The organism is Oceanispirochaeta sp. (genome assembly GCF_027859075.1).
GTDB lineage: Bacteria > Spirochaetota > Spirochaetia > DSM-2461 > DSM-2461 > Oceanispirochaeta.
The window spans coordinates 1-23942 of record NZ_JAQIBL010000277.1 but is presented as its reverse complement, the minus strand read 5'-3'; the positions used below and the strand labels follow the sequence as shown (position 1 = coordinate 23942).

Sequence of the window (23942 nt, the reverse complement as noted above, 5' to 3'; positions counted from 1 at the left end):
GTCGAACTTGCAATCTTTGATTGACGCCGTTCAGTCAGGTCAATTGGAGGCTGAAATCACAACCGTCATTGCCGACAGAGAAGCCTTCGGGTTGAAAAGAGCAAAAGTCTCGAATATTAAAACCTGTCTTGTTGACAGAAAAGAATGGGGAAATAAACTTTCCGATGTAATTCTTGAAAGGATCCCCCGGAACACGGACCTGATTGTTCTGGCTGGATTCCTGTCCATACTCAGTACTGCCTTTATCAGTCAATGGAAGGGAAAGATCATCAACATTCATCCCTCACTGCTTCCGGATTTTGGAGGGAGGGGTATGTACGGAATTAAGGTTCATCAGGCCGTGCTTGATGACCGGCGGAAGACGAGCGGCTGTTCCGTTCACACTGTAGACACAGGCATAGACACGGGAGATATCATTCTGCAGAGGGAAGTCCCGGTATTATCCAATGACAATCCCGAAACTTTGCAAAAGAGGGTTTTAGAACAGGAACACCAGCTGTTGGTGGATGCTGTTTCAAAGATCATAAAAACATCAAATAAAGAATTGAAACGGGGAAAGGAAGTATGAAAAGAGCTCTTATCAGTGTTTTTAATAAAGATGGTATTTTGGAATTGGGACAATTCCTTAAATTAAAAGGCTGGGAAATCATCTCCACCGGCGGAACATTCAAGTACCTTCAGGAGCAGGGGCTAAACCCTCTTGAAGTCGCAGCCGTGACAGGTGGCCGGGAAATGCTGGATGGACGTGTGAAGACACTTCATCCAGTGATTCATGGAGGGATACTGGCAATTCGGGATAATGAAGAACACATGTCTACATTGAAAGAAGAAGGGATCGAAACCATCGACATGGTTGTTGTCAACCTGTATCCCTTCTTTGATGAAGTAGATACAGACAAGAGCATTGAAGAAAAAGTCGAATTCATCGATATCGGAGGACCCACCATGCTCCGCTCGGCTTCGAAAAATTTCCAGGATGTGACCGTCATCTGTAATCCTGAAGATTATAAAAGCGTTATGGAAGAGATGGAAAACAGGGGAGATGTCAGTTTTGAAACCAGGAAAATCCTGGCAGGAAAGGTCTTCAACCTGACATCTGCCTATGATGGGGCAATCAGCCAGTTTTTTCTTGGAAGAGACGCCATGCCGGCATTCCTGAATGGTTCCTATTCCAAGAACATGGACCTTCGTTATGGAGAAAACCCTCACCAGAAGGCCGCCTTTTACACCAATACATGGGGCGGTGGAGCCTTTGCCGATTTTAAACAGCTGGGAGGCAAAGAACTCTCTTTCAATAATATCCGGGATATGGATGTAGCCTGGAAGATTGTCAACGAATTTGACAGCATGGTCTGCTGTGGTTTGAAACATTCAACTCCCTGTGGTGTAGCCCTGGGTAAGGATGCGGCAGATGCCTATAAAAGAGCCTACGACTGTGATCCTATTTCCATCTTTGGAGGTATTGTGGCTATCAATGGGGAAGTATCAGAAGACGCGGCTATCGAAATGGTGAAAACATTTCTTGAAATTGTTGTGGCTCCCTCCTTCTCGGCAAAAGCAATGGAAGTATTGAAGAAGAAAAAAAACCTCCGAATCATTCAAACCAGTGCCCAACCATCGGATCCCCTGGATGTGGTCAAGGTGGATGGTGGAATACTGGTCCAGGATGCAGACCTGAGTTTCTCCCAGGATTTTAAAGTAGTCACAGATGCAGCACCCGAAGAAGCCTTCAAAGAAGATCTGATCTTTGGACAGAAAGTCGTCAAACATGTCAAATCAAATGCCATAGTTGTTGTTAAAGACGGAAAAGCCACAGGAATCGGTACAGGACAGACAAATAGAATCTGGGCCGCACAGCAAGCCATTGAAAGAGCCGGAGAGGGAACAATCCTGGCTTCGGATGCTTTTTTTCCCTTTGATGACGTGGTTGTCCTTTGTGCTGAAAAAGGCATCAGGGCCATCATACAGCCGGGAGGATCCATTCGGGATGCAGACTCAATCAAGGCCTGTAATGAAAAAGGCATTCCCATGATTTTCACTGGAATGCGCCATTTTAAACACTAGAGGAAAAACCAGGTGAAAATACTTGTAACAGGAAGCGGCGGAAGAGAACATGCCCTGATCAAAAAGCTTCTGCAGAATGATAGAGTCAGCAAAATCTACTGTGCTCCGGGAAACGGCGGTACCGCCGGTGAAGCCGGTTGTGAGAATATCCCCATCACTGATATTCAGGAACTGGCCGATTTTGCCGGTGAGAATGGCATAGGATTGGCATTACCCGGTTCAGAGGACATGCTGGTATCTGGAATAGCAGATAAATTTTTAGAAAAGAAAATCCCGGTCCTGGGACCTCACAAGGCAGCCGCTCTTCTGGAAGGAAGTAAGTGTTTTGCCAAGGAGTTCATGCAGAAATATTCCATAAAAACAGCGGCCTATAAAAACTTCAATTCCATTGATCCAGCCGCACACTACCTGGAAGGCTGTGATTATCCTGTTGTTTTAAAGGCGGATGGACTGGCTGCGGGGAAGGGTGTACTCATTTGTCAGGATAAGGACGAAGCCAGGCTGGCTCTCAATCTGCTGATGAAAGAAAAAGAATTCGGTACAGCCGGGGACAGCATTGTCATTGAGGAATTCCTGGAAGGAGTGGAGGCCTCTATTCTCTCCTTTTATGACGGCAAAACAATACTGCCCCTCCTCAGTGCCAAGGATCACAAAAAGATTGGAGAAGGGGAGACCGGCCCTAATACCGGCGGAATGGGGGTGGTTGCTCCTAATCCGCATATCAATGAGGCTGTCATGAATACTTTCCGAAAAGATATTCTACTCCCCACTCTCAAGGGTCTTAAAATGGAAGGCCTTCAGTTTCCCGGGGTCATCTTCTTTGGGCTGATGATCAATGAGAGAGGGGTTTATCTATTAGAATATAATCTGAGGATGGGGGATCCCGAAACACAGGCAGTATTGTCACTCCTTGATTCAGATCTGCTGGAACTCATTGAAAATACCCTTTCCGGTAATCTGGATACAACAGAATTGACGTGGAAAGTGGGAAGCTGCTGTTGCGTTGTCATGGCATCGGGAGGATATCCCGGACCCTATGAAAAGGGGATTCCCATTGAGGGTATTACCGATTGCCAAAGTGATATTTTTATTGCAGGAGCTGCATTAAAGGATTCTGTGCTTCTGACGTCAGGCGGAAGGGTTTTAAATGTAGTAGCCAACGGAACTAATCTTCAGAGTGCCAGAACAGCCTGTTATCGGGATGTAGCCAGAATCCGATTCAGGAATAGTGTCTACCGCCGGGATATCGGTGGTTCTTTTTAATATAAACAGGATCAATTACCCACCCCTTAATATCGGGGTGGTTTTGACAACTTCGTTATTATCAAGCAAATCAATTTTTCAAAATCTTCAAATAAGAAAAGAATGTTTATTAATTAGTAAATTAAGAAAATAGACAAACCAAATTAAACAACAAATATGTATTTAATTGATTTTTTTATATGAAATAAAATATATTTTATAAGAAATATAGGTACAATCTGGTTTATTTCAAAGGTTTCTAAAAAATTTATCAACATTATTTAACAGTAAAATCCTACTTTTTCATGATATTGCTTCGACTAATCCGTTAAAAAAATCAATGTTGACTCTGAAATGCGAATGTTCATAAGGTGATTTGAGTGGAAAAGAAGAATTATTACAAATAATTGTGCTATTATCACGAATTATGCTACGATAAAAACTCAACATTGACAATTTGAGTTTTTAACCCTATAAAAATAATCTAACCTTTAATAAATATCAGGTTAGAAACCGGATTAAGGATAACAAAAAGAAAAAGTTATTAATATTATTACTCATTTCTTTCGTTGCGCTTGGTGCTTTTGCCAATGGCCAGGGAGAAACTGATACCATTAAGATCGGCGTTGCAGGGGCTCACTCGGGAGACCTCGCATCTTACGGAATTCCTTCCATCAAAGCCGCAGAGCTTGTTGTGGATATGTACAATGCCAAGGGCGGAGTACTGGGAAAACAGATTGAACTCGTCATTGAAGATGACGTTTGTAAACCTGAAGTAGCTACAAATACGGCTGCAAAACTTGTAGGTGAAAATGTTATTGCTGTTATAGGTCATATTTGCAGCGGTGCTACCAAAGCAGCCCTGGGAATCTATAAGAATGAGCAGATTATCACCATGTCTCCTTCTGCTACAAACCCTCCTCTGACAAAGAGTGGAGATTATCCTAACTTTTTCAGAACAATTGCACCCGATGACGCTCAGGCTGATGTTGAAGTCGCTTTTGCTGTTGATAAACTGGGACTAAAGAAAATAGCTGTCCTCCATGACAAGGGTGACTACGGAAAAGGTTTTGCCGAATTCTGTAATGCACTTCTGGAGACAAAATCTGGTGTGGAAGTTGTTCTATTTGAAGGAATTCAGGTTGGTGCAGTAGATTATTCTGCCATCATCAACAAAATTGCCAATTCTGGTGCAGAGGCTCTGATCTTTGGTGGTTACCACCCCGAAGCTTCTAAACTGATCAGCCAGATGAGAAAGAAAAACCTGGATATCCCCTTCCTGTCTGATGATGGTGTTAAAGACGATACCTTTATCAAGGTAGCTGCAGAATATGCAGAAGGTGTATACGCAACCGGTCCTGTTGATACAACATCCAACCCCATGGCTATCAAAGCGACTGAAGATCTTATGGCAAAATACGGAGAAGAGCCCGGTGCTTTTTTCCTGAATGCTTATGCTGCCACTGTTGCTGTGATCAATGCTATCGAAAAAGCCGGTTCTACCGAGTATGCTGCCATTGATGCTGCTCTTAAGAGTGAGTATGTAGAGACTCCTCTTGGAAAAATCAGCTTTGATAAAAATGGCGATGCTATCGGTGTGGGCTTTGCCGTATACCAGGTTCAGAACGGAGCTTACATACAACTGAAGTAAGTTCTCAGAATTAATCTCACAAACCGGAGCAGATACCAATGGTATCTGCTTTCGGTTTGTGAACAGGTATTTCAAAAAATAGGAGCTGTATTAATTCATGAATTTTGAATACTTTTTTGCCCTTCTACTGGGCGGGCTTACCAGAGGGAGTATCTATGCATTGATTGCATTGGGATACACCATGGTTTACGGTATTATCAAACTTATAAACTTTGCCCATGGTGAAATTTATATGATTGGCGCTTTTACTGCTCTCATTATCGGCGGTGCTCTTTCTTTTACAGGTATGAACCCCGTACTTATTTTTGTGATTGCTTCAATTGCTGCTATCATTTATTCAGCAGCCTATGGAGTCACTCTTGAAAAACTGGCTTACCGTCCCTTGAGAAATGCCCCTCGTCTTTCCGCTCTGATCAGTGCCATCGGTATGTCCATCTTTTTTCAGAATTATGTTCTGTTGGCACAAACCTCAGATTTTCTTCCTTTTCCCACTTTATTACCAAGATTAAAAATTCTGGCTCTCATCGAGCACCTTATCAGCACAACACAGCTGTTAATCCTGATATCAACAGCGGTGGTAATGATTCTTTTAACACTGCTTATACAGTTTACAAAAATGGGTAAATCCATGAGAGCCACATCCCAGGATAAGCAGATGGCTCAACTGGTAGGAATCAATGTGGATAATGTTATTTCTATGACCTTTCTAATCGGTTCAGCCACGGCAGCCCTGGGCGGCGTGCTTATCAGTTCACATACCGGGCAGATAAACTTCTACATCGGTTTTATAGCGGGAATAAAGGCCTTTGTCGCGGCTGTACTGGGAGGAATAGGAAGTGTACCCGGTGCCGTCCTGGGAAGCTTTATTTTAGGGCTGACCGAGAGTTTCGGTACAGGTTATATCTCTAGTGATTATGAAGATGCTTTTGCCTTTATCATCCTGATTCTCATTCTGATTTTCAAACCTTCAGGGCTTCTCGGTAGAAAAGAAAATGAAAAAGTCTGATTCCCATAAAAGAGAGACACAATAATGTTTAGTATTAAAGAATTAAAAAGAGCCTTTTTGACTTCTTTATGGTTTATGTTTCTGACATTTCCACTCCTTGTCATGAAAGTAAATACCATAACAGACACAGTCATCTGGCGCTGGATGAATCTCCTCTATGTGGGAGTAGGATCTTTTTTCCTATCCATCCTCTGGAAATATCTTCTTGAAAGAAGAGATAGGAAAGGATCAAGTACAAGTAGAAACCCTCTTACAGAAAAAATCAGCAAATACATGGAGAAAAAGAATGACCGATATTCTTCCATGGCTGTTTTAATTCTGATTGTCCTTCTATATCCCTTTATCATGTCCATGTACCAGACAAGCATCCTGACCACAGCCTTGATGTATGTCGTTCTTGGATTAGGATTGAATATCGTTGTTGGTTTTGGCGGTTTGCTTCACCTCGGATATGCGGCTTTTTATGCCGTCGGCGCCTATACCTATGGGCTGCTGTTTTACCATTTTGGTTTAGGTTTCTGGGTTTGTCTTCCCCTGGGCGCCATCCTGAGTGCCTTATTCGGGATCATCCTTGGTTTCCCCATCCTTCGCCTCCGGGGAGACTATCTGGCAATAGTGACCCTGGCCTTTGGACAAATGGTCCGTCTTATTCTTGAAAACTGGAATGATTTTTCTTTTGGTCCCAGCGGTATCGCCAATATTCCCAGACCGGATTTCTTCGGAAAGGAACTGAACCTGGCCCAAGTCACAAACTTCACCTATTTTATAGCGATCGGACTTACGATCCTGACAATTTTCGTGATCAGAAGAATGGAAAGTTCAAAGATGGGCCGTGCCTGGGAAGCCATGCGGGAGGATGAGATTGCCTGCCAGTCCATGGGTATTGATATTGCAAGAGCCAAGCTGACGGCATTTTCCATGGGAGCCCTATGGGCCGGGATTATGGGTGTCCTCTTTGCTGCCAAAACGACATTCATCAACCCTGCCAGTTTCACGACCTGGGAGTCTATTGTTATTCTTTGTATTGTTGTCATCGGTGGTATGGGTTCCATACCGGGGGTTATTGTGGGTGCACTGCTATTCATACTCACGCCGGAATATCTCAGAGCCTTTTCACAGTATAGAATGCTTATTTTTGGTATCGCCCTTGTTCTCATGATGATTTTCAGGCCAGGCGGGATAATTCCAAAGGTCAGAAAATCCTACAAATTTGCGGCTGATAAGAATAAATCACAGGAGGGTGAGGCATGAGTGAAGCCCCCATATTGGAAGTCAATGACCTGTCCATGGTTTTCGGAGGTCTCCGGGCTGTTGATAATGTCAGTTTGAACATTAAAAAGGGTGAGATCGTAGCCCTTATCGGTCCCAATGGTGCCGGAAAAACAACATTCTTCAACTGTGTAACCGGTGTTTATGTCCCGACTCATGGTGAGATCAAGGTGAACATTCCCAATGGAAAATCATCGATATTAAACGGCCTTAAACCAAATGTTATCAACGGAAAGGGGCTGGCAAGAACCTTTCAGAACATAAGATTATTCAGTAATATGTCTGTTCTTGAAAATGTGATGATCGGCCGGCATCAGTCCTTGAAATCAGGAATTCTCAGTTCTGTTATCAGAACTAAAAAAAACCGGATTGAAGAAACGCAGGTGATTGATGACTGCTATGAAATTCTAAAGAAGATAGGGCTTGAAATGTTCGTCAATGAAATAGCCAAAAATCTTCCCTATGGTGCTCAGAGACGGCTTGAAATCGCCAGAGCCATGGCGACCAATCCCTTCCTCCTACTACTGGATGAACCGGCTGCCGGCATGAATCCTCAGGAAACAAAAGACCTTGTTCATCTGATTAAGAAGCTGCGAACGGATGAAGACATTTCCATCCTCCTTATTGAACATGATATGAGTCTCGTCATGTCTCTGTCTGAGCGGATCTATGTCGTCGATTATGGAAAAATGATAGCAGAAGGCACTCCTCAGGAAATAAAAAATAACAGAGAAGTCATAAAAGCCTATCTGGGAGAGGATATTGATGCTTAAAATTAAAAATATCAGCACTTACTACGGTAATATTCATGCCTTGAAGGATATCTCCATTGATGTTTCCGAAGGTGAGATTATTACCCTCATCGGTGCCAATGGCGCAGGAAAGTCAACGACATTGATGTCCATCAGCGGCGTCGTTCCCATTAGATCAGGGGCTATCGAATTTGAAGGAAAGGATATCTCATCCATGTCACCTGATAAGATTGTCTCATTAGGAATCTCTCAGGTTCCCGAGGGGCGTCGTATTTTTCCTCAACTCTCTGTGAAAGAAAATCTGGATATGGGAGCCTTTCTCAGAAATGATAAAGAAGAGATAAAAAAAGACATAACTTATATCTATGACCTTTTCCCAAGACTGGCAGAAAGAAGAAACCAGCAGGGTGGAACATTAAGCGGTGGAGAGCAGCAGATGCTGGCTATCTCCAGAGCCTTGATGGCCAGGCCCCGTCTGCTTCTACTGGATGAGCCTTCTCTGGGGCTGGCACCTCTGATTGTACAGCAGATTTTCAATATTATAAAAAAAGTCAACAAAGAGAATAATACGACTATTTTCCTGGTGGAGCAGAATGCCAATATGGCACTTAAGATAGCCCACAGAGGGTATGTTCTTGAAACAGGTCGTATCAGTATGACCGATAATGCAGACAAACTGCTTTCCAACGAAGATGTTAAAAAGGCATATCTGGGAATTTAATCCGGAGGGGAATCCTTATTTCAGGATTCTCCTTTCAGAATAAACATCCCTGATTCTGTAGAATGAAATCTGACTCTGAAGGGTTGATGATTTCAATTTCTTTCTGTAGAAATGTATTTAGATCCATAAGATAGAGCAGACTGTTCCAGGGATAGCCTGTGGTCACAATTTCATTTTCCATGGAACATAGGCTGTCTGGATTTTTTATCCACAAATAACTGACACCAGTGATTCTGTCTTCCGGAATCAATTCGAGCATGCCGGGAAGTATTCTTTCTTCCATCCAATGAGGGTAGCGGACTCTGGCAAGGTAGATTAAATACCAGTAATTAAATTCAGTTCTTTCATCATAAAAGTCCCTCACTATCCAGGGGGTGTCCAGAAAGAGCATACTATTATCCAGCAAATAGGAAATCTCTTCCCAGATAACATTTCGTTTCTGTATTAAAAGACCATCTTGAACTCCATCCTTGTCGATGGTTATAAAATGATTCAGATACTCTTTTTTTTTCCTCACTGCTCCAGTCTCTGTATTTTAAATTTTCATAGAGAAACTGAACCAGGAACTGATCTCTGTCAGCATTGAAATTTATAAAGGACATCAACCAGTCTCTATCATCGATATTTCGTCTCTCCTGATATTCAAATGCATCAAAGCGTTCTATGAGTCTCTCAGTCTCTTCAATAACCCGGGATACTTCAGTTCCCAGGGATTCAGGATAGATCTGTCCTGTGTTTTCAACTGATACTACAGATTTTTTTTCATCCATTGAAAGACTTTGACATGAAATGAGAGTCAAAATTAGGAATATACGGAATATAATCTTATACATACTTAATGTAATATGTCATGAGAAGTATGAAATATCCATAACTTAACAAAAAAGAATTGACTAATCCCATCATATTTTGCTAAGTTATATATAGAATATGTTGAATATTGACTTTGCATTTACCAACCCTTATAATAAAAAGAAAGGAATCATATTGTGAAAAGTATCGACGCAATCAATATACGATATACAGAATTGGCCGACAGTGATTGTTGCCTTTCTTGCGGTAAAGCCATTCAGTTTGCCGGAGCGGAAAAAGGAGAAACCTGCCTTGATCTGGGAAGTGGACGAGGAAATGATGTCCTGAGAATGGCCGATCAGGTAGGACCGAATGGGTTTGTATACGGTATTGATCTCTCAGATGGAATGATCAGAAAAGCCAAAAAAACAGCCGAAAAGCTGGGAATCAAAAATGTTGAGTTTATTCACTCAGATCTGGAAACTCTTCCCCTTAAATGTGGAACTGTAGACCTGGTTATTTCAAATTGTGTACTCAATCATATTGAAAATAAGAGTAAAGCCTGGGCCGAGATTTACAGGGTTATAAAAACAGGTGGACGTTTCACCATCAGTGATATCTATTCTTCCGAGACGGTTCCTCTGGAATATGCCAATGATCCTGTTGCAGTTTCAGAATGCTGGGCCGGAGCTGTCACGAAAGAAGTGTACCTCTCTCTTCTCGAAGAAGCCGGTTTTACTCAGGTGAATATTCTTGAAGAGAGCAAGCCTTATGAAAAAGGGAAAATCAGTGTAGTCAGTTTCACATTGACTGGTTTTAAAGCCGGGAAATGTTGCTGTTAAATATTAAAATAGGAGGTAGAGTCTATGAAATCTCTGATCCGCAAAAAAACGGGAATGACAATAAAGACAGCTCAGTGCTGTGCTAAGATTTCCCCAGTTGTTGCAGGATGCCACGACTGATAATGTTCCGGGCCGTAAGGCCCGGTTTTTAAAGGAATTCAAATGCAACTTAGAAAATCACTTCATACAATCACAGCGCAATTAAAAGATTCAGAATCCTGGTATATCCTGAATCCCCTTAGCGGAGAGGCTGATCTCCTTGATTCGGCAATGGCCCTTCAATTTCAGAATGATAAGCTTGAAGACCCGGCTCCCTTTATTGAAAAGGGTTACTATATGGATGAAGAAAAAGAAAAAACTCTGTTCCGTAACTCATATCTGGAGATTAGCGACCAGCAGGAAAAAGCAGAAATACAGGTTTTTTATGTACCCGATTACAGTTGTAACTTTAAATGCACCTATTGTTATCAGGGGGAATACGTACAAGATTCCAGACCTCAGGATCAAAAAGAGGTCATTGATGCTTTTTACGCCTATCTTGATCAAAAATTTGTAGGCAGTGATTTTTATCTGACCCTCTTCGGGGGAGAACCACTTCTCCCATCGGAAAATCATAGAAAAATAATTGAATATTTTCTGGATAAAGCCGATGAGCGTGGTCTTTCTATCGCCATCGTTACAAACGGATTCTCTCTGGAATCCTATCTTCCCCGTCTGAAAAAATCCAGAATACGGGAAATTCAGCTGACCATTGATGGGCCCAGGGACATGCATGATATAAGACGTCCCTTGAAAGGGGGAGGGTCAACATTTAATATCGTTTCAGATGCAGTCAGTCTCTGTCTTGAAAATCAGATACCCGTCAACCTGAGAGTTGTTCTGGATAAACAGAATATTGACAGCCTGCCCGAACTGGCCAATCATGCCATCCAGAAAGGATGGACCGCTTCGAGTCTGTTTAAAACACAGCTGGGAAGAAATTATGAGCTACATTCCTGCCAAAAAGAGCAGGAATTCCTCTTCAGCAGAATCAGTATGTATGAACACATTTATCTACTGCTTCAGGATCATCCGGAAATCCTTGAATTTCATAGACCCACTTTTTCCTTATCCCGCTTTCTTTTTGAACAGGGAGAACTCCCGGACCCTCTTTTTGATTCCTGTCCGGGAGGAAAGACTGAGTGGGCCTTTGATTACAGCGGACAAATTTATTCATGTACTGCTACAGTGGGCAAGGAAGGGGAAGAATTAGGGCAATTTTTCCCAGAAATAAAACTTAATGAAGAATTGATTGAACAATGGCAGGAACGGGATGTCTGTTCCATTGAAGAATGCAGGAGTTGCTCGGTCCAGCTAGCCTGTGGTGGAGGTTGTGCCGCTGTCGCCAAAAACAGGACTGGAAATATTCTAAAACCGGACTGCCGCCCTGTAAAAGAACTCATGTCTTTGGGTTTATCGATGTATTTTGAAGAATAGGAGAGACTGAAAATGGCTGGAAAAATTAAAGAATTGAATGCGGATGCATGGAAATCTGAAGTACTGGGTGGAGGAAAAGTTGTTGTTGACTTTTATTCCACTGAATGTCCCCCCTGTGAGGCTCTGGCCTCCAAATTTACGGCTCTAAGTGAACTGTATGGCAATGATCTGAAATTTGTTAAAGTATTCAGACAGGGAAACAGAGAACTGAGTGAAGAACTGGGAGTTTCAAGCTCTCCGACTTTATTATATTTTGAGAATGGAAATGAAATAGCTGATCGTCAAACCGGTGGGATCAAACGCTCAGCCATCGTTGAAAACCTAGATAAAATGGTTGGACCTGAATTGGCGGCCGGAATTCACAACAGCATTAAAACTTTCACGACCGAGTACGATGTTGCCGTTCTAGGGGGTGGTCCTGCGGGTCTCACTGCAGCAACCTACCTGGGACAGGCTCATCTGAAGACAGTCATTATTGATATCGCACTGACCGGGGGATATATGTCAACCACACATCAGGTCTCCAATTATCCCGGATTTATCGAACCTCAGCCGGGATTCATGCTGGCTCATTATATGAGTGAACAAACCAAGGGTGCCGGTGTGGATTTCAGACCAGCTGTCGATGTCAGTTCCATTGATCTGGTTAAAAAAGAAATTCTAATTGACAGTGTTGAAACCATAAAAGCAAATAAAATTATTATTGCTACAGGATCTTCACCACGACCACTGGGTGTCCCCGGTGAAGTAGAATATGGAGGGAATGGTATTTCCTATTGCGCAACCTGTGATGCCAAGTATTTTGAAGACAAAGATGTCATTGTCATCGGTGGTGGGAACAGCGCCATTGAGGAGTCTCTTTTCATTGCAAAATTTGCAAAATCCATCACGATAATTCATCAGTTTGCAGAACTACAGGCCAACAAGCAGGCTCAGGAAGAGATTTTTAACAATAAAAAGATCAATATTCTTTTTGAGCATGAGCCCAGGGAATTCATAAAGAATGGTTCCATGGATATGTCTGTTGTCGTTGAAGACCTGAAAAGCAAGGAAAGAAAAACCCTTAATACAAATGGAATATTCGTATTTGTAGGATTCTTACCGAATCTGACAGGCTTCCCTGAGACACTGAAGAAAGACCAATTTGGTTACCTTGTCACCGATGAGGATATGTTGACTAATCTACCGGATATATATGCAGCGGGAGATATCAGAACAAAAAAGTTCAGACAGATCACAACTGCAGTCTCTGACGGAACCATTGCCGCCATTGCCATATCCAGGGAATTGAGCTGAGTCTTACATAAGGGGAGAAAACAGTCTGCAAACAGAGTTCCTCAGTTTCTGGGAGATTTTCAAAGACATGATTTCGTCAATGAGAATCTCCCTGCACTTTTCTTCATCCTTTAAACAGTGATCCTTCAATTCTTGTGTGATATTCTGATCGTAAAAAACAGAATTCACCTCGTAATTCAATCTGAAACTTCTTATATCCATATTGCATGTCCCTGTGGTACTGACGATGTTGTCCATGATCACCACCTTGGAATGAAGAAAACCACCCATGTAGTGAAGGATACGGACACCCGCTCTCAACAAGGGCTCAAAATAGGTGTAGGCAGTCCACCAGGCAATCCTTTTGTCTGGAATGCCTGCCATCATGAGGGTGATCTTAATGCCGCTCATAGCGGCTGATTCCATGGCCCTCATGATGGCCAGATCAGGAATAAAATAGGGGCTTTGAATATAAACTTCATGATTAGCATTGGAAATCATGTTAAATATCAACAGCTCTATAGAATTCCATTGAGAATCGGGTCCGCTCACGGCAATCTGCATGGGAATACCGTGAATATTTTCTGTTTCCTCCGGAAAGAAGTTGTCCTGCACTAACATTTCATAGCCGCAATTGAACCAGTCGGTCAAAAAAATGGTCTGAAGGATTTTGACTGACGTTCCCTGAAGCCTGACATGGGTATCCCTCCAGGATTCAAAATTACTTCCACCGTCTATATATTCGGTTCCGATGTTCATACCGCCCGTATAAGCAATCCTGCTGTCAATGATGACAATCTTCTTGTGATTACTGTAATTGATCTTCAGACGGGCTATAAAGCGGTTCAAATCCTTAAAATAGCTGAACTGGACCCCTGCATCTTTTAGTTCACGCTTATATTTAAAAGATATTCTCCCAAATGAACCCAATCCATCAAATATTAGTTTTATTTCTACTCCTTCCCGAGCCTTTTTTATCAGTACATCTTTGATTTTCTGACCGAGCTCATCCGATTTCCATATGAAATACTCCATATGAATGGATTCCCGGGCATCATTCAATTCACGAAGGAGATGCTGGAAGAGCTCTTCTCCTGAATAAAATACATTGACACGATTATCAATTGTCAAAGCAGATTGATTGGCATTGAGAAGAAGATTCATACTTTTCAGCACATCAGTCAGAGATTCACTGTCTCCCACTTCACTGTTGTGGATCAGTTCTTTCTGGGATTGCAGCAGGGGATGCAGCCTTTCGGCAAACAACTCTTCCGGTCTTCGCTGTATCACCTTATGTTTTTTAACATCCAAACCCAGGAGTATGTAGAAGATGAGTCCCCATACTGGAAGAACTATAATAAGCAGCAGCCAGGCGATGGTAGATTCACTTTCTTTATTAGAAAGCAAAATAAAAATGACGGCTACAAAAGTTATAAGAATGTTCACATAGTACAAATAATTCAGAACTGATAATAACATTGGTACTCCTGATCTATGATTCTACTTTATGAGCAGTCAATAGATCAAGAATTTACGATCATTAGGAAAGACAACTTCCCTTTATCTGATTTTTTTGCTATTTTTCTGTTCATTATGGAAGTATTTGTTTTAGGGACGGGGGGAATGATGCCTCTGCCCGGTAGAAACCTGACATCAGTTCTCTTAAGAAGAGAAGGGGACTTATTTCTTTTTGATTGCGGCGAAGGGACTCAGGTCTCTCTGCGAATGTTGAATCTCAGATGGAAAAAAATAACCACAATTTTTATTTCTCATACCCATGCCGATCATATTACAGGTTTGCCGGGTATTCTTATGCTCTCGTCACAGGTTGAGCGGACCGAGCCACTGACGATCATCGGTCCACCCAGGATAAAAGAATATATAGAAACAAGCCGACAGGTTCTTGATATGTATGTAAACTACGATATTATCATCAAGGAAATAGAGGAACCGGAAAAACCAGGGATTGTATACGAGACGGATGAACTGATTATTCGCTCTGTTCCCTTGAATCATTCCAAGGTTTGTGTCGGATATATTCTGGAAGAAAAGGATCGGCCAGGTGTCTTCTTTCCTGAAAAAGCGAAAGAGGCGGGAGTGCCTTGTGGTCCTATGTGGTCACAGCTGCAAAACGGTCAGACTGTAGAACTGACAGATGGAACCCTGGTCGAATCTGTCCAGGTGATGGGCGGTACAAGAAAGGGACGGAAATTCAGTTTTGTGACTGATACTTCCTTTGTCCCTGCTCTGGCAGAAGAAGTTGCCGGATCGGATCTATTTATCTGTGAGGGCATGTTCGATCGTTCCCTCGCTGCTTCGGCAAGAGAAAAGAAACATCTCACTTCTCAGCAGGCAGCAACGATAGCAGAAAAAGCAGGAAATATTAAAAAGATGGGGCTCATACACTACAGTCCTCGATACACTGAAAGAGAATTGAAAAATCTGTTAAAAGAAGCCCGTGAAATTTTTCCTGATACATTTTTATGCCGGGATAGAATGAGGCTTGAAATTCCTTATGAGGAATAAAAAAAGGCTGTGAGGCGATACTTATCGCACACAGCCTTTTTTTATCAGGTTTTATTCCAGATCAGGAAGAATGATTCAAAAACTCTCTGAATTTTTCAGGATCAGATCGAAAACCGACAATCGGATTTTCTTCATCCGACTTATTCAGAGAAGTATCAGCTTCTTTTATCAGCCTCTTACCTGTGATCAACCGTCCATTCCTGGATGACAAACCGCAGTTCAAACTGCTGATATCCATTTCCTGTTCCATTCTTTTGAACAGAGACTGAACATCAATAATGGCTTCATCAAGATCTTTATTGGGTTCTATCAGAGCCAGGCTATCCTTACCGGCTTCAAAAATCAAATCGTGGTATGTATATACTTCCTTGATAATTTTCAAAATTTTATCCATATCACTACTATTATCAGATTCGTTTTTTATCATCATTAAAACAAGGTCTTGATCAAATGATGCGGATCTTTCGAGTTCGAGTCCCAGTCTTTCTTCCAGAAAAGATTCCCATCCCAAACCTGTGTCAGGATTATACAATGAAGGCGCGGCTTGATCAGTCTCAGAGGAATCAAATGAATTATCTTCCAGATCCAAATCATCAGATGACATTTCATCAAAAAGACTCTCTTCTTCAGGAAAACTAAAGTCATCATCCGAATCATCACCATCATCCATGGGCATCTCTTCATGATCCATACCCATAAGATCTTCTGAATCAGGAATATCAGGAATACTGTCTTCCAGATTCATATCATCAGTTGAAAAATCATCCTGAATGTCAAAATCCATATCATCTTTTTGATCCTTATCCAGTTCATCTAATCCAAAATCATCATCCATTGAAAAATCAGAGTCATTATTAAAATCACCACCAGGCAGTGATAAATCCTGATCAGCAGACAAATCATTGTCGTACTTGTCAAATACATCATCGGAAAAGGAGTCGTCCTCTAAGTCTGAAGAATCCTGAGAGACTTCTTGATCAGTCTCTTCTTGTTCCCAATCTGAAAGGGACTCATCCTGTCCCTTCGTCCTGGATAAGCTAAAGGCCACAATCAGAATTAGTGTAATGACAAAAAGTATAATGACTGCAAGAAGTGAAATCTTAAGAACATAAAAAATAGATGTTCGCGGAAGGACAGTAAAGATAATATCAATATTAGTCCCTGGTTTATCTTTTAAAGATAATGGCATTGACCCGATACTGTTTGAAAATGACAGACCTTTGTATTTAGGATTTTGACTCAATTCATCAATTTTATTGACAATACTAACCTGACCATTCCTGCTATAAAAATACTCAATTCCCGTATCATAGGAATATACTGATAATGCAACAATATCCTGGTTCTCAGTAAATATCCTTTTGATATCATTACCAAACTCTTTATCATAAAGGGCTTGGCTTGACTGCAATGAAGACGACACATCTTTAACCAAAGTAGGTATGCGTGAAGTGTTGTTCACTGAATTGAACTGACGCTGATTATATAGATAGTAAGAAGACCATCCTGCAGTTGCTAATAATCCCAAAATTACTATAATTGTATGTACAGTTGTAATTGCCTTTTTCATAGTAAACATTATACGCAGAAAAAAAGTTTTGTGCATTATTTTTTAGAGGATTTTTTATGGACAGAAGGAAAATGTTACTTCCTGAGGGCTGGTATCCCCATAATAAGGAATTAGCGGAAAAACAAATCAACAGCTGGAAATCAGTCTTTCATGATGAAAAGGCACATTTCATCTCCGGCTTCGGACCTCATGCCGGCTGGGCTTATTCAGGAGAACTGGCTAATACCCTGGTCCAGTGCATCCCTGAAGAGACGGAACTCCTTATAATCGCTGGTGGGCATCTGACTTCAACGTCTCAACCGCGACTCCTGAACTATTCCTCCTTTGAGACTCCTTTCGGCTCTCTGTCTCTGTCCTCAGAGGCAGCACAAGGCCTATGCTCCTATTTTACTGATGATCATGAAATTGATAATACTGTTGAAATCTATCTTCCTCTCATCAAATATTTACGCCCGAATCTGAAGATATTGCCTGTCAGACTGGCACCAAACCTCTCAGCCTCCCTCTGGGGTGGGGAGTGTTATAATTACTGCAGAAAAAATAAAATCAACGCATTTTTTTTGGGATCCACAGATCTTTCACATTATGGTTCCCGTTTTGCTTATACTGACTATGGTACCGGACAATCAGCACGTGAAAAAATAAAGCGTCTTGATCGGGATTTTTTGGACACTTTAAAGTCCATGAATGAAAAGTCGGCTTTGAAAAGTGTGTCAACTCATCAAACGGCTTGTTCTGCCGGTGCAGCCCTGGGAGCTTGCGGTTTTGCACAGGCTGCAGGAATCAGCTGCGGCAGTATCATTGATCAACGTTACAGCTATGATATGTATGATTCGGGTGATGTTGACTTTGTGGGATATGGATCCATTGTTTATTCGTAAAAAACTTTTCTGTCCAGGAGGGATAATGTCCATTTTCTGGCACGATTCAATGCATCTTCACCTGAATCACAATTTTTTCTAAAATGGGCCGCCGCCGGCAGCATCGACATCAAGGTTCCTTTCTGATCCAGACTCAGAGAATCAAGGAATTCACTCAGTGAATTTTCTATTTCAGGAAACTCTCTGATTTCCCGGGCAAAATCATTTAAAAAATCACTGCGGCTCTGAAAGGATTGTCCTGCACTCATCATTCGAAATCCATATGATTTCCCTGGTTTTTTATTCACCAGATTTAGTGAAACACCATCCCCTCTGATATTTTCAACAAAAGCATTCATAGAGTTGGCTTTATTTTCAAGACTCGTTTTATAATGAATCATGGGCTTTGATATATAACGGAAGCCACCAGAAAGATCTTCTCGATTTAAAGATTTATTATGAAGGACAAAGCCAAGAAACTGACTCTCAATACCGTTGGTTCTTGTGCTGCTCTTCTGAAAATATGGGAAAATATAGCTGCCTCTTGAATAGGGTTTCCCATAAGGATAAGAAAAATCAGTTCCATAGAGGCTTATTTTTTTTGCTCCAAGTGATTCGGCCAGACTTAAAGCCGCATGAGTTACATTGCCACCGGATGTATCAATTCTTGGAAAACTTCGAAATTTTCTACTCACATAGTTGGAGAAGGGATGATCGCTGGTAAAGAAAAGGTGTTTTTTTGCAATACGTGTTAAAAATGGAGGTGAGGCTAGATCCAGAACCAATGGAATATCTTCAGGATAACCCTGCATAAAATGGTGATAGCTAATATGCTGACAGTCAATGGAGATGACCATATCAGGTTTAATACCATGATTCAGCAGTACCGGCAGGGAAGTATCTGTAGCAATGAGTGTCGATTCATTTCTGTAGAGAATCAAATGATCCAGTTGTTTCTCCAGACTGGGGCCTGCCGCCGTGATCTGAACACTATTCGCTGGATTCAATGTCAGGGTTGTTTCTTCAGAAGCCTTCAAGTTTGTGAGTGTGTTTACAAACCACTTTTTTCCAAAATGTGTCTGCACTGTATAATCATCAGTAATGGTAGAGATGGCTTCTTTAACAACCATAGCCACTCTATGAAAAAAGTGTGTATTGCTTTCTACCCGGGTCCGCAGACTTAAACTTTGCAGGTCTCCTGATAAAACGGGTATATACTTTGACAGGAGGTAGGATCTGAAATCATTAGGATTATCGGATATCCAGAGAGTGACCCTTTTATCAAGTAAAAGAGGGCTGAAATCAATACGGCTTAAGAGGGCCCTCATAATTTCTGGTTCAGTCTCAATGATGATCAGACTGGTTAAGTTGGGATTAGACAGCATAGGAAGTAAATGAAAGGCTCCCCCCATCCCATAGGCCAGAACAGTGCCCTTTGAGGTATATTGGTTCGAAAAACGGAACCCTTCCTTTACAGGATCAAATCGGGAATGAAGAGGTTTCTCCCCTTGTGCGCCCTGTAATACTGGAATGAGATGACCATCTCGGGCCGTAATGAAACTTATATCTACCGAGTCTTTGCTATGACTGATCTGTGTAACAGCCTCGGGTGATGTCGTTGCCAGACAGAGAAGATTTTTATTCAATACTATACTGTTCATAGAAGAGAGCCTACCTTATCAATAAGCCTATCCATCTTGTCGAGAAAACGGTCTTTTTCATTCAATTTTGAAAGACCAGATTCAGGGAGGTACTCAGACAGTAATTTTTCAAGAGGATTTGAAATTATATCCCTTTCCTTGAAATTTTGAATATCCTTGATCCATGTTTTTCTTAGATCTGACACTCTATTCATTCTTGTCTCTAATTTGGGATAGCCAGTAGATTTCTTAATTTGAATATTTTTTCTCAGCGTTTTTGGCAAAGAAGGAATCATTTTCATTGTATTTATTGGAAGATCGACATATACCGGTTCAAGTCTGAATACTTTCTCATCAAAGCTTTGCTTTCTAAACCAGGCGGCATAAGTGTCCATGTTTTTAGAAAATCTATATCTTCCTTCCTTTTTAGAGGCCATGTTGGTGGCACGATTAAAAAATGATGTGATTCCCGGATTTAAACGGGATTCATTATTCAGTATATATGGAGAAAATGAGTGGGGTTCTGCATGCATTTTTATATCTTGGATGCAAAAATCCATTCCGGCAATATAGATGGTCTCATTGCAAATTCTTTTCAAAAACAGTAGAGCTGAAGCGGCGACTGTGCCCATTTCGGGAAGGAATGGTAGTTCTCCAGAACGGAAGAGAAGAGATTCAATAAAGCTGTCCTGATTAATGCCTGAAATTAAATTATCACTATCAGAAAATGAAGCTGTAATAGGAGCAATACAAATGGTACGGGAATCAAGGAATTTAAGATGCTCCCGGGCATAAAAACCCGGATCTGTCGTAAATAACAGGTCCGGAACAATCCCATACTCTTTTAAAATAGAAAGAGAAGAGGGCAGTGCTGATATTATATAAGAAGATTCAAACTCTTTTATTCGTTGAATGTGTCTTTCCAGAGATGGACCAGAAGAAGCCAGTATGACGGGTAAATCGATTTTGGAAGAGATGGTATATGAATAATCAAAGCGTATAAAATTTCTTATCCCATTGATAAGCCAGCGCTGAGAAAAATGATTTTTTGTCATTTCGTTCCCCTGCATGATTTTCAAATGGTCTAGAATCTTTTTTCTTATTCTAAGACAGTCGGCAGGAAACAGAAGACCAGCAGCAGACCATTCCATAAATGAAATATTCCTGATTGGAAGGTGACCGAAGTTTTGGTCAAGAATGCCGGAGATTTTTTGGTTCATATCAGGAGTGTAGGTGATTATGTTTTCGAGAAGACCTATGTCATTGCAGTACCTGAAGGTTTCCTGGCTGAAAAATACAGAGAAAATCAGTCTTTTTGGATGAAAATGATAAAGTTCTTTAAGTAGATACCCCAATCCAGGCTCTAGAACAATGATTAATTTATTTTTTGAATAATTCTCATTCTGCATCCAATGCTTAATATATTGGTGCGCTTCCTTCACAGGGTCATACCTGGAATGAAGATATTTATTATTGATTCTAGCGGTTGGAGTCCCAGAACGGCTCTTCTCCAAGTCCATTTTACAATAATACTCTCAAGAGTTCTTCTCTTTCAATTTCATTCAAAGGATTAGCATACTCAACAACGTCAAGATGGGGCGGTTCATCAAGATCCTGAAATAGTAAAGGCAAAGATGCAGATAACTGATGAAGAAAAAGATTCTTATCAGGTATACGTATATTGTCCAGGAATAATAGGATCTGATTGTTCTCAACCTCAAGAATTTCCTGTTGCGGTCCTGCCATAGTCCTGAAAACAGAAAGAACTTCCTTCTTGATATTCAAATGGGATAAGCCGTCTTTAATTCCTGATAAAAGATTTACCAGTGACATAAGATTTACCTTTATGATGGTGATGTCTTTTCCATTATATCTTCTTAGGGCCGATTCAATAACTTCCTTCTGAGGCTTTCTTGCTGAATCTTCAGTATTTACAACTAAAGCCTTGCGGCTGTTATATATTTTTTTTGAATAACGGGAACTGATAATTTTGAATGATTCATTCCAATTCTCTGCTGCAAAATTATTCCATTGAGTGATCATTATGACTGAAAATAGATTCTCTTCAGCAAAAAAGGGCAACCAGTATATCTCTTCAAGCAGTCCAAATTCACGGGTGGACATATAATCTTTCAAAAATGAAGGAACTTCTGTTGAACAAAGAGGTTTGTTATGCATTTTTAAGATACTGAAAACATCAGAGTCAAAAACTTTGTTATCAAGTCTTAGACGATTTGTTGTCGTCTTATCATAACCCTTTGATTGAAGACAATTATATGAAGAGAAATTATCAGAACTTAAAAAAAGGCCAGCCTTTTCAATTTCAAGATACTCGGTTAAATACCGAAATAGAACTGCAGCAAAATCAATTCCTGTGTCAAGGGAATCTACCTTGTTAAAAAATTGATTCCAAATGTTGTTTTCAATTTCAGTTTGAGAATCTTTGGCTCTGTTTAATAGTCCCATCAGCTGGTGATACCGAGTTCCTCAAAAATCTTTTTATAGACTTCAAAATACTCACTCCGAGCGAATTCCTGTATTTTTTCTTCTGGAAGTGATTCCAGTAGTTGATCCATATAGGTTAGGATTTCTCTTATTTCTTCTCTTAATGCGGGAGGAAGCTTTTTTAAACTGGCACTATTGTTGGCATCATCGAGAAATGATCTCTCTTTAAGATCTGCAGGAGACACTTCTTTATCACTGCTTTTATCCTGTTGTGGTGCAGCCTCATGCTTTGATGCTTCAGATGGATTGGCTTCATCAATTAACTCGTGAATAATCTCTTCAGTTTCTTCTTCTGCAGGAATTTCACTAGTAAAACCAAATTCTTCAGGAACTTCTTCTATGTCCAGATCAATGATTTCTTCAGGCTCACTTAATTCTTCCTCTATTTCAGAACTGATTTCCTGGGGAAGATCAATTGAAATAACATCTTCTTCTTCGGCATCATCCATGTCCGAATTAAATTCGTTTGAAAAAGCCCCTGAAATTGTATCAGGGATTTCATCGAGATCAATTTCAATACTATCTGCATCTTCTTCATGAATGACATCAGCTTCTTCTGGAATGGCCAAGGCTTCTAATGAGTTTAAATCGATCTCTTCTGTACCTGGAAGATCATCATCCATCAAAGTGTCAGATTCCTCAAGAATTGTATCAATGGAATCAAGTTCATCCTTCATATCAGTATCTAATTCCAGAGAATCTTCAATTTCAAGTTCTTCAAGATCAAAATCATCTGATTCATCCTTCATATCATTATCCATATCGGAAATGTCAAGAGTGATCTCATCATCTGATTCAATAATATTCGGCAGGGCATTGTTTATTTCAAGATCGTCAAAATCATGGATTTCCGGAAGAGTTGATGAATCAAGATCTATATTGTCAATTATATTGTCTCTATCAACATCCAACAGATTAATTGTTGCAGGTTGAGAGATCTCATCGTCGGAGAACTCCTCCAGATCATCGGAAATTGTAATCTCATCAATATCCATATCATCTATATTTGTAATTTCATCACTATCCAAATCATCTATATTTGTAATTTTGCTTTTTTCCAATGAATCATCAGAATCACTTAAATCTACAATTTCACCTTCATCATAATTTGCACCATTTTCATCAGAGAGCTGCAGATCAAAATTAAAATCTTCTGATTCTTCTTCATCTGTAACGGCTTCAGAGACGGTATCCATTTCAGCGGTAAAATCATCCAATGAGACTTCTTCAATGTCATCCAGGGAAACATCAAGAACTGGAGTCTGTGATCCTTCTTCATTATCAAAATCGAAATCATCTAAAGAGACTTCTTCCGTCATCAGATCATCACTTTCATCCTTCAGTTCGTCAAGGGAGAGATCTGAATCGGCAGTTAAATCAAGGATAAGTTCTTCATCCTCTGATGAAGGTTCTTCAGAATCAAAAGAGAGATCTTCCAAGTCATCAAGGGTCATTTCTTTAGATTCAAGAGTCAATTCATCTTCGTCTAAAGAGAGCTCATCAGAATCAAGAGTCAATTCATCTTCGTCCAATGAGAGCTCATCAGAATCAAGAGTCAATTCATCTTCGTCTAAAGAGAGCGCATCAGAATCAAGAGTCAATTCATCATCGTCTAAAGAGAGCTCATCAGATTCATGAGTCAATTCATCTTCGTCTAAAGAGAGCTCATCAGATTCAAGAGTCAATTCATCTTCGTCCAATGAGAGCTCATCAGAATCAAGAGTCAATTCATCATCGTCTAAAGAGAGCGC

20 protein-coding genes and 1 pseudogene are annotated in these 23942 nt (G+C 40.8%); 13 read left to right on the top strand and 8 right to left on the bottom strand.

What is annotated here, in order from left to right; all coding sequences use genetic code 11:
* The first annotated feature begins 7 nt into the window (after positions 1 to 7).
* The 8 genes from purN to PF479_RS15430 all read left to right on the top strand — a co-directional run bounded on the left by purN (position 8) and on the right by PF479_RS15430 (position 8705).
* Entirely contained in the window at positions 8 to 568 is a 561-nt protein-coding gene (gene purN / locus PF479_RS15465) for a phosphoribosylglycinamide formyltransferase (RefSeq protein ID WP_298008212.1), read from the top strand.
* Complete coding sequence (purH, locus tag PF479_RS15460) at positions 565 to 2064, top strand: bifunctional phosphoribosylaminoimidazolecarboxamide formyltransferase/IMP cyclohydrolase (RefSeq protein WP_298008210.1); 1500 nt, start codon at positions 565 to 567, stop codon at positions 2062 to 2064. Before purN ends, purH begins: the two co-directional genes overlap by 4 nt.
* 12 nt (positions 2065 to 2076) lie before the next feature.
* A complete protein-coding gene (gene purD, locus PF479_RS15455; RefSeq protein ID WP_298008208.1) occupies positions 2077 to 3327 on the top strand; it encodes a phosphoribosylamine--glycine ligase in 1251 nt (416 codons plus the stop codon).
* Between the two features lie 496 nt (positions 3328 to 3823).
* Entirely contained in the window at positions 3824 to 4957 is a 1134-nt protein-coding gene (locus PF479_RS15450; RefSeq protein ID WP_298008230.1) for a branched-chain amino acid ABC transporter substrate-binding protein, read from the top strand.
* Between the two features lie 97 nt (positions 4958 to 5054).
* Positions 5055 to 5963, top strand: coding sequence for a branched-chain amino acid ABC transporter permease LivH (locus PF479_RS15445; protein WP_298008206.1), 909 nt, complete (start codon positions 5055 to 5057; stop codon positions 5961 to 5963).
* 24 nt (positions 5964 to 5987) lie between these two features.
* Complete coding sequence (locus PF479_RS15440) at positions 5988 to 7214, top strand: branched-chain amino acid ABC transporter permease (protein WP_298008204.1); 1227 nt, start codon at positions 5988 to 5990, stop codon at positions 7212 to 7214.
* Positions 7211 to 8005 carry an ABC transporter ATP-binding protein gene (locus PF479_RS15435; RefSeq protein WP_298008203.1) on the top strand — a complete coding sequence of 265 codons (795 nt, stop codon included), beginning with the start codon at positions 7211 to 7213 and terminating at the stop codon, positions 8003 to 8005. Before PF479_RS15440 ends, PF479_RS15435 begins: the two co-directional genes overlap by 4 nt.
* Positions 7998 to 8705, top strand: coding sequence for an ABC transporter ATP-binding protein (locus PF479_RS15430; protein WP_298008200.1), 708 nt, complete (start codon positions 7998 to 8000; stop codon positions 8703 to 8705). The genes PF479_RS15435 and PF479_RS15430 overlap by 8 nt, the downstream gene beginning before the upstream one ends.
* 34 nt (positions 8706 to 8739) lie before the next feature.
* Here PF479_RS15430 and PF479_RS15425 read toward each other — a convergent pair whose 3' ends face one another.
* The gene (locus tag PF479_RS15425) at positions 8740 to 9222 is read right to left on the bottom strand and encodes a hypothetical protein (protein WP_298008199.1); all 483 of its coding nucleotides are present in this window, start codon (positions 9220 to 9222) and stop codon (positions 8740 to 8742) included.
* A 472-nt stretch (positions 9223 to 9694) separates the two neighbouring features.
* Between PF479_RS15425 and PF479_RS15420 the strand changes: the two genes are divergently transcribed.
* From PF479_RS15420 to PF479_RS15410, 3 genes are all read left to right on the top strand, one after another.
* The gene (locus tag PF479_RS15420) at positions 9695 to 10339 is read left to right on the top strand and encodes a methyltransferase domain-containing protein (RefSeq protein ID WP_298008198.1); all 645 of its coding nucleotides are present in this window, start codon (positions 9695 to 9697) and stop codon (positions 10337 to 10339) included.
* A gap of 162 nt (positions 10340 to 10501) precedes the next feature.
* On the top strand, positions 10502 to 11815 hold the full coding sequence (locus tag PF479_RS15415; protein ID WP_298008196.1) for a radical SAM protein: 1314 nt from the start codon (positions 10502 to 10504) through the stop codon (positions 11813 to 11815).
* Positions 11816 to 11827: 12 nt separating this feature from the next.
* On the top strand, positions 11828 to 13111 hold the full coding sequence (locus PF479_RS15410) for an FAD-dependent oxidoreductase (RefSeq protein WP_298008194.1): 1284 nt from the start codon (positions 11828 to 11830) through the stop codon (positions 13109 to 13111).
* A gap of 3 nt (positions 13112 to 13114) precedes the next feature.
* Here the strand turns inward: PF479_RS15410 and cls are convergent, their stop codons facing one another.
* Positions 13115 to 14569, bottom strand: coding sequence for a cardiolipin synthase (gene cls / locus PF479_RS15405; RefSeq protein ID WP_298008192.1), 1455 nt, complete (start codon positions 14567 to 14569; stop codon positions 13115 to 13117).
* Between the two features lie 114 nt (positions 14570 to 14683).
* Between cls and PF479_RS15400 the strand changes: the two genes are divergently transcribed.
* Entirely contained in the window at positions 14684 to 15616 is a 933-nt protein-coding gene (locus tag PF479_RS15400) for a ribonuclease Z (RefSeq protein ID WP_298008190.1), read from the top strand.
* A 61-nt stretch (positions 15617 to 15677) separates the two neighbouring features.
* Here the strand turns inward: PF479_RS15400 and PF479_RS15395 are convergent, their stop codons facing one another.
* On the bottom strand, positions 15678 to 17027 hold the full coding sequence (locus tag PF479_RS15395) for a hypothetical protein (protein ID WP_298008189.1): 1350 nt from the start codon (positions 17025 to 17027) through the stop codon (positions 15678 to 15680).
* Between the two features lie 215 nt (positions 17028 to 17242).
* Here PF479_RS15395 and amrB point away from each other — a divergent pair, with 215 nt between their 5' ends.
* Positions 17243 to 18067, top strand: coding sequence for an AmmeMemoRadiSam system protein B (gene amrB, locus PF479_RS15390; protein ID WP_298008187.1), 825 nt, complete (start codon positions 17243 to 17245; stop codon positions 18065 to 18067).
* Here amrB and PF479_RS15385 read toward each other — a convergent pair.
* The 5 genes and pseudogenes from PF479_RS15385 to PF479_RS15370 all read right to left on the bottom strand — a co-directional run bounded on the left by PF479_RS15385 (position 18058) and on the right by PF479_RS15370 (position 23723).
* The gene (locus PF479_RS15385) at positions 18058 to 19707 is read right to left on the bottom strand and encodes a 6-hydroxymethylpterin diphosphokinase MptE-like protein (RefSeq protein ID WP_298008185.1); all 1650 of its coding nucleotides are present in this window, start codon (positions 19705 to 19707) and stop codon (positions 18058 to 18060) included. The genes amrB and PF479_RS15385 overlap by 10 nt on opposite strands.
* Entirely contained in the window at positions 19704 to 20219 is a 516-nt protein-coding gene (locus PF479_RS15380) for a hypothetical protein (protein ID WP_298008183.1), read from the bottom strand. Before PF479_RS15380 ends, PF479_RS15385 begins: the two co-directional genes overlap by 4 nt.
* A 21-nt stretch (positions 20220 to 20240) precedes the next feature.
* Positions 20241 to 20741: pseudogene (locus tag PF479_RS20855) on the bottom strand (6-hydroxymethylpterin diphosphokinase MptE-like protein); the annotation flags it as partial.
* A gap of 466 nt (positions 20742 to 21207) precedes the next feature.
* The gene (locus tag PF479_RS15375; protein WP_298008181.1) at positions 21208 to 21822 is read right to left on the bottom strand and encodes a hypothetical protein; all 615 of its coding nucleotides are present in this window, start codon (positions 21820 to 21822) and stop codon (positions 21208 to 21210) included.
* A gap of 329 nt (positions 21823 to 22151) precedes the next feature.
* The gene (locus PF479_RS15370; RefSeq protein ID WP_298008179.1) at positions 22152 to 23723 is read right to left on the bottom strand and encodes a hypothetical protein; all 1572 of its coding nucleotides are present in this window, start codon (positions 23721 to 23723) and stop codon (positions 22152 to 22154) included.
* Between the last annotated feature and the right edge of the window lie 219 nt (positions 23724 to 23942).

Excerpts from the sequence above, each read along its gene's own strand:
- PF479_RS15380 (WP_298008183.1), bottom strand. The coding sequence starts at position 20,219 with ATGCATGCAGAACCCCACTCATTTTCTCCATATATACTGAATAATGAA.
- purH (WP_298008210.1), top strand. The coding sequence starts at position 565 with ATGAAAAGAGCTCTTATCAGTGTTTTTAATAAAGATGGTATTTTGGAA.
- PF479_RS15415 (WP_298008196.1), top strand. The coding sequence starts at position 10,502 with ATGCAACTTAGAAAATCACTTCATACAATCACAGCGCAATTAAAAGAT.
- PF479_RS15400 (WP_298008190.1), top strand. The coding sequence starts at position 14,684 with ATGGAAGTATTTGTTTTAGGGACGGGGGGAATGATGCCTCTGCCCGGT.
- cls (WP_298008192.1), bottom strand. The coding sequence starts at position 14,569 with ATGTTATTATCAGTTCTGAATTATTTGTACTATGTGAACATTCTTATA.
- PF479_RS15440 (WP_298008204.1), top strand. The coding sequence starts at position 5,988 with ATGTTTAGTATTAAAGAATTAAAAAGAGCCTTTTTGACTTCTTTATGG.
- PF479_RS15410 (WP_298008194.1), top strand. The coding sequence starts at position 11,828 with ATGGCTGGAAAAATTAAAGAATTGAATGCGGATGCATGGAAATCTGAA.
- amrB (WP_298008187.1), top strand. The coding sequence starts at position 17,243 with ATGGACAGAAGGAAAATGTTACTTCCTGAGGGCTGGTATCCCCATAAT.
- PF479_RS15435 (WP_298008203.1), top strand. The coding sequence starts at position 7,211 with ATGAGTGAAGCCCCCATATTGGAAGTCAATGACCTGTCCATGGTTTTC.
- PF479_RS15445 (WP_298008206.1), top strand. The coding sequence starts at position 5,055 with ATGAATTTTGAATACTTTTTTGCCCTTCTACTGGGCGGGCTTACCAGA.
- PF479_RS15385 (WP_298008185.1), bottom strand. The coding sequence starts at position 19,707 with ATGAACAGTATAGTATTGAATAAAAATCTTCTCTGTCTGGCAACGACA.
- PF479_RS15430 (WP_298008200.1), top strand. The coding sequence starts at position 7,998 with ATGCTTAAAATTAAAAATATCAGCACTTACTACGGTAATATTCATGCC.